Below are 12,906 nucleotides of genomic sequence, written 5' to 3'. Positions count from 1 at the left end.
ACAACCGGGGCCGGGCGTTGCCGGTTCCCGGTCAGACGCCCATCTTGCGGTCCTTGTCACCGACATCCACTGCACCGCCGCTGCGCGCCCGGCGGCGCTTGGGCCGGATCGAGTCCGGCACGGCCATGTGTTCGTCGATGAAGTCCAGGACCACCGAGCGGATGTTGAGACGCCAGGACTTGCCGGCGAAGATGCCGTAATGGCCCGCGCCGGGTTCAAGATGCTGGTGTTTCTTCTCGGCCGGGACGCCGGTGCACAGATCCAGAGCAGCGACGCACTGGCCAGGGGCCGAGATGTCGTCTTTCGTGCCTTCGACCGTCATGATGGCGACATCGGTGATCTTGCCGATATCGACCGGCTTGCCGTTCACGCTGAACCGGTTCTGGGCGATTTCCAGCTTCTTGAAGATGCGGTCCACGGTCGACAGATAGAATTCCGCCGTCATGTCCATGACCGCCAGATATTCGTCGTAGAACCGGTTGTGCCGGTCGCCTTCCGAGGCGGTGCCGCGCGCCTCGTTGAAGATCTTGTCGATGAAGGCGCGCGAATGGGTTTCGGAATTCATCGCGATGAAGGACGACAGCTGCGCCAGACCGGGATACACCATCCGGCCCGCGCCGCGATATTTGAAGCCGACCGACTGGATCGCCAGATGCTCCAGCTCTCCCATGGTCATGCGGTTGCCGAAATCGGTCACCTCGGTCGCGGCGGCGTCGGGATCGACCGGCCCGCCGATCAGGGTCAGGGTGCGGGGCTGCGACCGGGGGTCTTCCTCGGCCAGGATCGCGGTCGCGGCCAGCGCCAGCGGCGCGGGCTGACAGACGGCGATGACGTTGGTGTCCGGTCCCAGATGGCGGATGAAATCGACCAGATAGCCGGTATAATCCTCGATATCGAACTTGCCTTCGCTGACCGGAATGTGGCGCGCATTGTGCCAGTCGGTCACATAGACGTCGCAATCGGGCAGCAGCGAGGTCACGGTCGAGCGCAGCAGCGTCGCATAATGCCCGGACATCGGCGCGACCAGCAGCACCTTGCGCGGGCTGGTTTCGCGGCGGGCGACGCGGAAATGAACCAGATCGCCGAAAGCCCGCCGGACGACCGGTTCGGCATGGACGATGTGGTCCTGACCTTCCTCGCCGGCGATGGGCGGGATTTCCCAGTCGGGCTTGATCACCATGCGTGAAAAGCTGCGTTCGGTGACACGGCCCCACGCGCTCATCAGCTTGATGCCGGGATGCGGGATCAGCGCGAATGCGGGATAGGACGCCAGTGCCCTGGCGGTCGCGCCCAGCCATTCATTGGTGTTCCGAATCGTTTCCATCGCGTCATAAGACACGATTCCCTTGATCCCCTTGGTCGACATTAACCCACCATTTGCTGCGTCGCGGCGACGGTTTGCACATCCTGCGGTGTGGCGCGCATCGGCAAAAGCCGGGTTTACGCTGTGCCCGCCCTGCGCATATCATGGGGCCGTATGTAGGGGGGAAATCAGGCCATGGCAAGCAACACGGATGATCAGGGTAAAAAAACCGCGGGTCGGAAGGGTTCTGGAACAACATCCGGAAAGCCCTTGAAGGCCGACGCAGAAACCGATCAGGCGAAGGCCGGGACCGCTGCGCGCGGCCGCAAGGCGGCTGCCGGAAAGACCCCGGAATCGGCTGCGGCCAAGTCCACGCCCAAGCGGCGCGGAAAGGCTGCGGGCGGAACCGCCAAGGCCGCGTCCGCCAAGTCCGATGCTGCAGCGCAGAAGCAGACGGAACAGGCGCCCCGGCCGGACGGCGCAGCGGCCGCATCCGCGCGCGACGACCGGCAAAGGGATGCGCCCAAATCGCCCGAGGTGCAGCTGGAAAAAGCCGCATCCTCGACCGCCAGCGAGGCGCAGGGCGATACCGCATCCGACGGCAGAAAATTCGCCGCGACGCCCGCCGAGGCTGTGGAACAGCTGATGCTGGCCGGCGGTGCGCCGACCGCGCGGCGGCTGGCCGAGAACATCGAACGGATCGAGGCTTTGGGCCACCGGCTGGTCTCGGCGCTTGGCTCGCGCGGCCTGCCCAATCCCGGCGTCGAATCCCCCGGCCCGGACCTGATGATGACGGCGGCCAATGCCTGGATGAAGGCGCTGGCCGAACAACCCGCGCGGGTGATCGAACAGCAGGTGAATTACTGGGGCGAGACGCTGAAACACTATACGCGCGCGCAGATGGCGCTGGCCCGCGGCAGCCTGACCGCCCCCGAGGATGAAGGCCCCGACGACAAGCGATTCAAGCATCCGCTGTGGCAGACCCATCCCTATTTCAACTTCGTCAAGAAGCAGTACCAGATCAACGCCCGCGCCCTGCTGGATGCCGCCAACGAGCTGGACCTGCCCGATCAGGTCGCGCGCCGCCGCGTCGACTGGCTGACGCAGCAGGTCATCGACATGATGGCGCCCACGAATTTCCTGGCCACGAACCCCGATGCGCTGGAAAAGGCCGTCGAGACCGAGGGCCAAAGCCTTGTGCAGGGTCTGGAAAACCTGGTCCGCGATGTCGAACAGAACGGCGGCGAGATGCTGGTGTCGCTGGCCGACAGGGGCGCGTTCACGGTGGGCGAGAATATCGGCACCGCCGAAGGCAGCGTCGTGCACCGCACGCCGCTGTATGAGCTGATCCAGTACAAGCCGACCACCGATCAGGTCCACGCCGTCCCGCTGCTGATCTTTCCGCCGTGGATCAACAAGTTCTACATCCTGGACCTCAAGCCGCAGAACAGCCTGATCCGCTGGTTGCTGGAACAGGGGCACACCGTCTTCATCGTCAGCTGGAAGAACCCCGATCAAAGCTATGCCGACAAGGGCATGGAGGATTACATCGACGCCTTCATGGACGCGATGGACAAGGTGCTGGCCGTGACCGATCAGCCCAAGCTGAACGTGGTGGGCTATTGCATCGCGGGCACGACCCTGTCGCTGACGCTGGCGCTGATGAAGCATCGCGGCGATCAGCGTGTGAATGCGGCCACGCTGTTCACCACGCTGACCGATTTTTCCGATCAGGGCGAATTCACCACCTTCCTGCAGGACGATTTCGTCTCGGGCATTACCGAAGAGGTCGAGCGACACGGCCTGCTGCGCGCACCGCTGATGGCGCGCACCATGAGCTTCCTGCGCGCCAACGACCTGGTCTGGGGACCGGCGATCCGCAGCTATATGCTGGGCGAGACGCCGCCCGCCTTCGATCTGCTGTTCTGGAACGGCGACAGCACCAACCTACCGGGTCGCATGGCGATGCAGTATCTGCGCCTGCTGTGCCAGCAGAACAAATTCGCCGAAGACGGGATCGAGCTGATGGGCGAAAGGCTGCATCTGTCGGACGTGCAGGTGCCGCTGTGCGCGGTCGCGTGCGAAACCGACCACATCGCGCCGTGGAAGGATTGCTGGCGCGGCGTGGCCGCGATGGGATCGAAGGAAAAGAACTTCATCCTGTCCCAGTCCGGCCATATCGCGGGCATCGTCAACCCGCCCAGCAAGAAGAAATACGGCCATTATGCCGGCGGCACCGATTTCGACACGGATTATGAGGCGTGGCGGGAATCGGGCGATTTCTTCGAGGGCAGCTGGTGGCCGCGTTGGGGCGAATGGCTGGCCGAACGGGCCGGCAGCATGGTGCCCGCACGCGAACCCAGGGATGAGATCGTGCCGGCGCCCGGCACCTATGTGCACGAACGCCCGGTCTGATCCGGATCTGTAAATCGTGCGGTCTCAATTGCTTGCGCGGAACCGGGTTCCGCGTCGGCAATTTTTTGCTGCATCGCAGCGAAAACGCTTGAAATGCCGCGCTGCAGCATGCATATTGGCGTTACGGAAATCAACCGCGGCTGAGTGATCGACCTTTCCACCGCCGTGACGAAAAGGAGTAACCGAGATGGCAAAGACCCCCGACTTCACCAAGACCTACCAGGACATGATGGCGAACTTCCCGATCGACACCTCGTCGGTGCAGGAAGCGATGAAATCGCAAAGCGTCCTCAGCGAAAAACTGGCTCGCGTCGCCCTGGGCGCCGCCGAGCGTTCGACCGAGATTTCGGCCCAGTGGGCCAAGGACAGCATCTCGCGCATGGGCGAGCTGGCCGTCGTCAAGGAAGAGCCGTCGGAATACGCGAAATCGTTCAGCGATTACGCCTCGGCCTCGGCCGAACTGGCCGCCGAGCACATGGCCGCCTTCGCCGAAGTCGCGAAGAAGGTCCAGATGGACACCGTCGACCTGATGCTGACCGCCGGCAAGGACATGGCGTCGGACGCGCAGAAGGCCGCCGAAAAAGCCTCGCGCGACACGCAGGCTGCCGTGAAGAAAGCCTCGGCTGCCACCGCGAAGTAATTCGCCGCAGTCTTGAAGATACGAAGAAGGGGCGGGCGACCGCCCCTTTTTCCTGTTGCGACCCTGGCGCAGCGCCTTCGCAACCGCGAAACAGGCGCAATTTCTCTTTGCCTTTTCGGCATGCTGCACCCATCATGGGGCAACGGAATTGCAAATGGGGCCGCACATGGTGGCAGATGCCAAGCCGCTGCTGATCAAGCGTTATGCCAGCCGGCGGCTTTATAATACCGAGACCAGCGACTACGTCACGCTGGACGACATCGCGGCCTTCATCCGCGACGGGCGCGAGGTCAAGATCGTCGATCTGAAATCGGGCGACGACCTGACGCGCCAGTATCTTCTGCAGATCATCGCCGAGCACGAGGGCAGGGGAGAGAACGTCCTGCCGATCGACGTGCTGACCGATCTGGTACGCAGCTATACGACCAGCGCCCAGTCGGTGGTGCCGCAATTCCTTGCCGCCAGCTTCGAGATGCTGCGCGAGGGTCAGTCGAAGCTGATGGAAAACATGACCACCATGTCCGGGCCCATGGCCGGCATGCCCGGCTTTGACGCGATGCAGCGCCAGCAGCGGATCTTTCTCAAGGCCATGATGGGCGGCTGGCGCGGCGGCGCCTCCGGCCCCGAACCCGACGAGGCGGGCGAGGCAGATGCGGACGATCCCGATGCAGAGGGCGCCACGCCGCCCGACGATCCGGCGACGCACCCGGAACGCAAGCGGCCGGCAAAAACCGCCAGGTCGGCGGCCGACAAGACTGCCGCCCCGACCGAGGATTCCGACGCAGGCGACATGAACGAGATCCGCCGCCAGCTGGCCGAACTTCAAAAGCGAATTTCCAACCTCTGACTTGCGCCCCCGCCTGCCACAGGCTAGACCCAGCCCCGTCGGAGCGGTGGCCGAGTGGTCCAAGGCGCACGCCTGGAAAGCGTGTAGGCGGGAAACCGTCTCGAGGGTTCGAATCCCTCTCGCTCCGCCACTTGCCCTCACGAAAGCGTTCTCCCCATCCGGCTACGGCCGGATTTTTCCGTTTTTTTCGAGGGTTATGCGGGAGGGGCTGAGCACCGACGCCGGTGGCCGGAGCCTCAAAAGCGTTCTCTCAGGGCCAATATTCTCTGGACCTGATGACTGCGCCAATTTGGTGAATTTTCTTCAAGGTATTGGAAAGACGATGGTTTTCGAGCGTCGCCGCTAGACACTTCGATGTCAGGGGCGTTTACCGAAAGCACCTGAAATCCAACGCCCGTTCGCGGGACCTGGCGCATCAACATGGCCTTGAATCGTCGCAGCAATGGCCATCGCTCCCAACAACTTCCGGATTGTGAAATCGGACTCTTTTGTCCATTGTGACCCAAAGCGGGGAGCAATGCCATGAAGGCCATGTCCGCACGGGACGCGAAGCACCAGTTCGGCCTGCTCATCGACACTGCTCGGGCCGAGCCGGTGGTGATCGAGAAACACGGCCGCCCGGTCGTGGTGGTCGTGGCCGTGGAAGAATTCAAACGGCTGAAGGCACTGGATGACACATCGTCCGGCAAGCCGCAGCAGAACTGAGGGGAAGAGACGATGGCCGAGCAGGCGCACAAAGAGGGGTTCCTGGCAGCGCTGACCGCACTTGGCGGCTCGGCAGGGAATGGAAAGCTGCGCGAGACACTCGGCTGGAATGAAGTCACTTACGACGAGGTCAAGCAGGCTCTGATCGACGATGGCGCAATCGTGCCTGGTCGTGGACGTGGCGGCTCCGTGACCATCGCCGCGGAAGGTGGTGCCATCCCTGCGGCCGCGCAAGCCGCCCAAGTCGACCGGCAGGTGCGGGCGGCCCGCCCCAACACCTCGGCGGCCAATGTCGGCTACGAAGCTGAGCTCTGGCGGATGGCCGATGCCCTGCGCGGCAGCATGGACGCGGCGGAATACAAACACGTCGTCCTTGGGCTGATCTTCCTCAAATACATTTCCGACGCCTTCGAGGAAAAGCACGCAGCACTGGAAGCCGAGCGCGACCAAGGCGCCGATCCGGAAGACCCCGACGAGTATCGCGCCGAGAACATCTTCTGGGTGCCGCCAGAGGCGCGCTGGGCGCATCTCAAGGCGCAGGCACGGCAGAGCACCATCGGCCAGCTGGTCGACGACGCGATGACGGGCATCGAGCGTGACAATTCGGCGCTGAAGGGAGTGCTGCCCAAGGATTACGCCCGCCCCGCGCTCGACAAGACCCGGCTCGGTCAGCTCATCGACCTGATTTCGAACATAAAGGTCGGCGACGCGGAAGCCCGGGCGAAGGATGTGCTCGGCCGCGTCTACGAATACTTCCTGTCCCAGTTCGCCAGCGCCGAGGGCAAGAAGGGCGGCGAGTTCTACACCCCTCGCTGCGTCGTCAAGCTGCTGGTCGAGATGCTGGAGCCCTATCGTGGCCGGGTCTATGACCCCTGCTGCGGCTCGTCAGGCATGTTCGTGCAGTCGATGGAGTTCATCCACGCCCACCGGAACGGCAACGGCAATGGCGGCAAGGCCAAGGCCGATATCTCGATCTACGGGCAGGAGTCGAACTACACCACTTGGCGGCTCGCCAAGATGAACCTCGCCATCCGGGGCATCGACGGGCAGATCGCCCATGGCGACACGTTCCACAACGACCGCCACCCCGACCTGAAGGCCGACTTCATCCTCGCCAACCCTCCCTTCAACATCTCCGATTGGGGCGGCGAGCGGCTGCGTGGCGACAAGCGTTGGCAGTATGGCGAACCGCCTGCGGGCAACGCCAACTACGCTTGGGTGCAGCACATCGTGCATCACCTCGCGCCGGGGGGCGTTGCGGGCTTCGTGTTGTCGAACGGCTCGATGTCGTCGAACCAGTCGGGCGAGGACGAGATCCGCAAGAAGCTGATCGAGGAGGACGTGGTCGACTGCATGGTCGCGCTGCCGGGGCAGCTCTTCTATTCGACACAGATCCCTGCATGCCTGTGGTTTCTCGCTCGTGACCGAAAGAACCACAAGTTCCGCGACCGGCGCGGCGAGATACTGTTCATCGACGCCCGCAAGATGGGCTTCATGGTCGACCGCACGCATCGCGACCTGTCGGATGAGGACATCGCCCGGATCACCGGCATGTACCACCTCTGGCGCGGCGAGAACGACGTGCCGCCCGAGGCGGTGGACGGCCTGACCGCCTACGAGGACATCCCCGGCTTCTGCAGGGCGGCTCCGCTGGAGGAGGTCCGCAAGCACGGGCACGTATTGACCCCCGGCCGCTATGTCGGCGCCGAGGCCCTAGTCGAAGACGACGAACCCTTCGCCGACAAGATGACCCGGCTGGTCGCTGACCTTCGCGCGCAGCAGGCAGAGGCCGCCCGGCTGGACGCCGCCATCGCCGCCAATCTGCGGGAGCTTGGGTATGGCGGGTGAGGTCCGAAAAGATGCCGTGAACCGAGGATGGCTCTACCACCCAACCTTTCCCAAACACTGGACGCCACGCGCTCTGCATTCCATGGCTCGTTGGGTAAACGGAATTGCCTTTAAAGATGTACAGTTCACGACAACGGGACGGCCGGTGATCAAGATTGCCGAGATCAAGGGTGGTCTCAGCGGCCAAACGAAATTCACGCAGCAGACGTTCGACGAGTCCGTTCGTGTGCGCCCAGGTGATCTTCTCTTCTCTTGGTCCGGGCAGCCCGAAACCTCGATTGACGCGTTCTGGTGGCGTGGCCCGGAAGGCTGGCTAAACCAGCATGTGTTTCGCGTAACGCCCGAAGAAGGCATCGATGCGGTCTTTTTCTACTACCTGCTTCGCTACCTGAAACCCAATTTCGTCGGTATCGCGAGGAACAAGCAGACGACCGGGCTTGGTCATGTCACCAAGCGCGATTTAGAGAACCTTGAGGTTGCCTATCCTGAGCTGCCCGAACAACGGGCCATCGCGCATGTCCTCGGGACTGTAGACGACAAGATCGAGCTGAACCGGCGGATGGGCGCGACGTTGGGGGCGATTGCGCGGGCGCTGTTCAAGGCTTGGTTCGTCGATTTCGAGCCAGTCCGCGCCAAGGCCGAAGGCCGCAATCCCGGCCTCCCCCCAGACCTCGCGACCCTCTTCCCCGACCGGCTGATCGAGACCCAATATGGCGAGGTTCCGGAAGGGTGGGAGGTGAAGCCGCTGTCGGAGATCGCACACTTCTTGAACGGCCTCGCGCTGCAGAAGTACCCGGCGAGCGATCCGGCCGACAGTCTGCCCGTCATTAAGATTGCCGAGCTGCGGAACGGCGTGTCGGCGAAAAGCGACAGGGCATCGCGCGACGCGCCGGAAAAGTATCTCGTGAAGGATGGAGACTTCCTGTTCTCGTGGTCGGGGAGCCTGCTCGCCAAGTTCTGGACGGAAGGTGATGGCGCCCTCAACCAGCACCTCTTCAAGGTGACGTCGGATCGGTATCCTGCCTGGTTCTTTTCTGAATGGGTTCAGATGCATCTCGAAGAATTCCAGAGAATTGCGGCATTCAAGGCGACTACGATGGGCCACATCCAGCGTGGTCATTTGCAGGCCGCTATGACGAACTGCCCACCGGACGATGTTCTCGCTGATCTTGGACCCGCAGTATCTCCGTTAGTTGAGCGCGCAATTCAGATCGATTTGGAGTCCCGTTCACTTGCCGCCCTCCGCGACACGCTGCTGCCCCAGCTTATCTCCGGCGATCTGCGCGTGAAGGACGCAGAAACCTTCCTCGACCGGGTGTTGTGATGGCTGCGCCTGCGCCTCAGCCCTTTGTCATGCACGGCGCCCGCGACGCCATGTCGGCGGGCCTCGTGCATATCGAGGAACAGGTGAAGGGGATCGAGCAGGCGGTGGTGGAGAACCCCGGCTTGGCCTTCGATCTCGCCAAGACGCTGGTCGAAAGCACCTGCCGCGCCGTTCTTGGCGAACGCTCGGTGGCATACACTGCCACGGACGACCTGCCAAAGCTGTTCAAATCTGCCACGCAAAATCTTCCATTCTTGCCTCCAACCGCAAGTGATGCGGCCGAGGTGCGCAAGAGCTTGGCCCAGACACTCGCCGGATTGAGTACGGCGATCCAAGGCATCTGCGAGTTGCGCAATCAGTGCGGTTTCGCCTCGCACGGTGCGGGAGAGCCGCGCCCGGTCATGGAGGCGGTCCAGGCTTTGCTCGCGGCCGAGGCGGCCGACGCCATCGTCGGCTTCCTTCACCGCGTCCACCGGCAGGATCGCACGCCGCCAGCCCCAGCGGGTCCCAGTCTTGAGGACGGAGCGGCCTTCAATGCATCACTCGATGAGGAAGTCGGCCCGATCCAGATCCGCGAAGCTCTCTTCAGCGCGAGCGAGGTGCTGTTCCGAATGGAGCCGGAGACGTACCGCATCTACCTCGCCGAATTCGATGGCAACAACGCCGACGCCGAGGCTCCGGCTGATGAGGAGGCCCAGCCATGATCGAACGGGGCGTAACGGAATCCGTCGTCGAGCAGGCAGCCCTAGCCTGGTTGGAGAGCACTGGCTGGCAGGTCGTCAATGGCGCAGAGATCGCACCGGGTGAGCCGGATGCCGAACGCGACAATTATGGGCAGGTCGCTCTCGAACGTCGCCTGAGAGACGCCTTGGCGCGGAACAATCCGAAGCTGCCATCCGAGGCACTCGAAGACGCCCTTCGTAAGCTTCTCCGCCCAGAAGGCGTGGAGCTGATCCTGCAGAACCGGGCACTGCACCGGCTGATGGTGGACGGTGTCGCCGTTGAGTATCGCGATGTCGACGGGGCCATCCGCGGCGCGCAGGCGAGCGTTATCAACTTCGACCGGCCCGAGGCCAATGACTGGCTTGCCGTCAACCAGTTCAGCGTGGCTGAGAACAAGCACGCTCGCCGTCCTGACGTGGTGCTATTCGTCAATGGTCTTCCGCTCGGAGTGATCGAGTTGAAGAACGCGGCTGGCCAGAATGCGACGATCTGGAGCGCGTTCCAGCAGCTCCAGACCTATCAGGCCGAGGTGCCGTCGCTCTTTGCGACCAACGCGCTGCTGGTCGCCTCCGACGGCGTGGAGGCTCGCGTCGGCGCCGTCGGTGCTGGGCGGGAGTGGTTCAAGCCTTGGCGCACTATTGCGGGCGAAGCTTTGGCCGATACGCATCTGCCAGAACTGCAGGTCGTGATTGAAGGTTTGTGCGACAAGCAGCGCTTTCTCAATCTGATCCGCGACTTCATCGTGTTTGAGGACGATGGCGGACGTGTCATTAAGAAGATGGCTGGGTACCATCAGTTCCACGCCGTGCAGGCGGCAGTGGGCGAAACGCTGCGCGCGGCTGAGATGGTGCGAGCCGTGTCCGGTGAAGACAGCGGGCGGCGTGGGGGCAAGCCCGGCGACCGCAGGGTCGGCGTCGTCTGGCACACCCAAGGCTCGGGCAAGAGCCTGACCATGGCGTTTTACGCCGGACGGATCATCCGTGAACCGGCGATGGAAAACCCGACCGTCGTGGTGCTGACCGATCGCAACGATCTCGACGATCAGCTCTTCGGCACTTTCTCCCGCTGCGCCGGATTGCTCCGACAACCACCCTCGCAGGCGGATTCCCGAGCGAACCTGCGCGACCTCTTGGCGGTTGAAGCAGGCGGGGTCGTTTTCACTACGATCCACAAGTTCTTCCCTGAAGAGAAAGGCGATCGGCACCCGACCCTGTCGGAGCGGCGCAACATCGTGGTCATCGCGGACGAGGCGCACCGCAGCCAGTACGATTTCATCGACGGCTACGCCCGGCACATGCGCGATGCTCTGCCCCACGCCTCGTTCATCGGCTTCACCGGAACGCCAATCGAACTGCAGGATGCCAGCACGCGGGCGGTCTTCGGCGACTACATCAGTATTTATGACATCCAGCGTGCCGTACAGGACGGCGCGACGGTGCCGATCTATTACGAAAGCCGTCTGGCCAAGTTGGTGCTCGACGAGGCCGAGCGGCCGAAGATCGATCCCGAGTTCGAGGAGGCGACCGAAGGCGAAGAAGTCGAGCGCAAGGAAAAGCTCAAGTCGAAATGGGCACAGCTCGAGGCCGTCGTTGGAGCGGACAGACGGCTGGAGCTGGTTGCGCGCGATATCGTGGAGCATTTCGAAAAGCGCCTGGAGGTGATGGACGGCAAGGGGATGGTCGTCTGCATGAGCCGTCGCATCGCGGTGGAATTGTACCGCGAAATTGCCAAGCTTCGTCCCGAATGGCACGACGAAGCAGACGAAGCAGGCGCAATGAAAGTGGTGATGACAGGCTCCGCTTCCGACCCACTCGACTGGCAGGGCCACATCCGCAACAAGCCGCGCCGCGAGGCATTGGCGAACCGCTTCCGCAATCCGAAGGATCTGTTTCGCCTCGTGATCGTGCGCGACATGTGGTTGACGGGCTTCGACGCCCCCAGCCTGCACACGATGTACATCGACAAGCCCATGCGAGGGCATGGGCTGATGCAGGCCATCGCTCGGGTCAACCGCGTCTTCAAAGACAAGCCAGGCGGACTGGTTGTCGACTATCTCGGCCTGGCGCAGGAGCTGAAACAGGCGCTGGCGACCTATACGGAAAGCGGCGGAACGGGACGGACTGCGCTCGATCAGGACGAGGCGGTCGCCTTGATGCTGGAAAAGCACGAGGTGTGCAGCGCACTCTTCCACGGCTTCAACTGGTCGTTGTGGACGACTGGAACGCCGCAGGAACGGTTGAGCCTGCTTCCGCCGGCACAGGAACATATCCTCGTCCAGGACAACGGAAAGGATCGGTTCCTCCGGACAGTCCGGGAGCTGTCACAAGCTTTTGCACTGTCGGTGCCGCACGACGAGGCAATTCGGATCCGCGATGACGTCGCGTTCTTCCAAGCTGTGCAAGCTGTTCTGGCCAAACGCGCTCCCGGAGATGCCCGACCGGAAGAGGAACTGGATCATGCCGTAAGGCAGATCATCTCGCGTGCAGTGAACCCGGAAGGCGTGGTGGACATCTTCGCGGCTGCGGGACTTGAGAAGCCGGATATCTCGATCCTGTCGGACGAGTTCCTGGCCGAGGTACGGGGAATGCCGCAGCGCAACCTCGCGGTCGAACTGCTGCAAAAACTTCTGAAGGGAGAGATCAAGACTAGGGGCCGGAAGAACGTCGTGCAAGCACGATCGTTCGCGGAGATGCTGGAACAGACCCTGCGCCGCTATCAGAACCGCGCCATCGAGGCGGCGCAGGTCATCGAGGAACTCATCGCACTGGCGCGTGACATGCGCGAAGCCGCAGCTCGGGGCGAAGAACTTGGTCTGACCGAGGACGAAATAGCTTTCTACGACGCACTCGAGACCAACGACAGCGCTGTGCAGGTTCTCGGCGATGAAACGCTTCGCGGCATCGCACGCGAACTTGTGGAGACCGTCCGAAAGAACGTCACCATCGATTGGACCATGCGTGAGAATGTGCGCGCGCAATTGCGAGTTCTGGTCAAGAGGATTCTCCGGAAATACGGGTATCCGCCAGATAAACAGGAGAAGGCCACGCAGACGGTGCTTGAGCAGGCGGCGTTGCTTTCCGCCGGTTGGGCGAATTGAGAGT

General features: G+C 62.9%; 9 protein-coding genes and 1 tRNA gene. 9 read left to right on the top strand and 1 reads right to left on the bottom strand.

Annotation, left to right across the window (positions count from 1 at the left end; genetic code table 11):
• Positions 1 to 31: 31 nt before the first annotated feature.
• A complete protein-coding gene (phaZ, locus tag JHW45_RS12615) occupies positions 32 to 1,366 on the bottom strand; it encodes a polyhydroxyalkanoate depolymerase (RefSeq protein WP_419181800.1) in 1,335 nt (444 codons plus the stop codon).
• Positions 1,367 to 1,948: 582 nt separating this feature from the next.
• On the opposite strand from phaZ, the gene phaC reads away from it, so the two are divergent.
• The 9 genes from phaC to JHW45_RS12570 all read left to right on the top strand — a co-directional run bounded on the left by phaC (position 1,949) and on the right by JHW45_RS12570 (position 12,902).
• Entirely contained in the window at positions 1,949 to 3,718 is a 1,770-nt protein-coding gene (phaC, locus tag JHW45_RS12610) for a class I poly(R)-hydroxyalkanoic acid synthase (protein WP_272860611.1), read from the top strand.
• Positions 3,719 to 3,905: 187 nt separating this feature from the next.
• The gene (locus tag JHW45_RS12605) at positions 3,906 to 4,358 is read left to right on the top strand and encodes a Phasin (protein ID WP_272857953.1); all 453 of its coding nucleotides are present in this window, start codon (positions 3,906 to 3,908) and stop codon (positions 4,356 to 4,358) included.
• Positions 4,359 to 4,524: 166 nt separating this feature from the next.
• The gene (gene phaR / locus JHW45_RS17980) at positions 4,525 to 5,205 is read left to right on the top strand and encodes a polyhydroxyalkanoate synthesis repressor PhaR (protein WP_419181799.1); all 681 of its coding nucleotides are present in this window, start codon (positions 4,525 to 4,527) and stop codon (positions 5,203 to 5,205) included.
• A gap of 40 nt (positions 5,206 to 5,245) precedes the next feature.
• Positions 5,246 to 5,335, top strand: a tRNA-Ser gene (locus JHW45_RS12595).
• A 392-nt stretch (positions 5,336 to 5,727) separates the two neighbouring features.
• Complete coding sequence (locus tag JHW45_RS12590) at positions 5,728 to 5,910, top strand: type II toxin-antitoxin system Phd/YefM family antitoxin (RefSeq protein WP_272857952.1); 183 nt, start codon at positions 5,728 to 5,730, stop codon at positions 5,908 to 5,910.
• 12 nt (positions 5,911 to 5,922) lie between these two features.
• Positions 5,923 to 7,758: a type I restriction-modification system subunit M gene (locus JHW45_RS12585; protein ID WP_272857951.1), complete on the top strand. Its 1,836-nt coding sequence runs from the start codon at positions 5,923 to 5,925 to the stop codon at positions 7,756 to 7,758.
• Positions 7,748 to 9,082, top strand: coding sequence for a restriction endonuclease subunit S (locus JHW45_RS12580; protein WP_336385789.1), 1,335 nt, complete (start codon positions 7,748 to 7,750; stop codon positions 9,080 to 9,082). Before JHW45_RS12585 ends, JHW45_RS12580 begins: the two co-directional genes overlap by 11 nt.
• Positions 9,082 to 9,786 (top strand): abortive infection family protein, encoded by a 705-nt coding sequence (locus JHW45_RS12575; RefSeq protein WP_272857950.1) that lies wholly within the window; start codon positions 9,082 to 9,084, stop codon positions 9,784 to 9,786. Before JHW45_RS12580 ends, JHW45_RS12575 begins: the two co-directional genes overlap by 1 nt.
• On the top strand, positions 9,783 to 12,902 hold the full coding sequence (locus JHW45_RS12570; RefSeq protein WP_272857949.1) for a type I restriction endonuclease subunit R: 3,120 nt from the start codon (positions 9,783 to 9,785) through the stop codon (positions 12,900 to 12,902). The genes JHW45_RS12575 and JHW45_RS12570 overlap by 4 nt, the downstream gene beginning before the upstream one ends.
• The last annotated feature ends 4 nt before the right edge of the window (positions 12,903 to 12,906 follow it).

It is taken from the genome of Paracoccus stylophorae (genome assembly GCF_028553765.1).
Classification (GTDB): Bacteria; Pseudomonadota; Alphaproteobacteria; order Rhodobacterales; family Rhodobacteraceae; genus Paracoccus; species Paracoccus stylophorae.
This window is presented reverse-complemented; position numbering and strand designations above follow the sequence as displayed.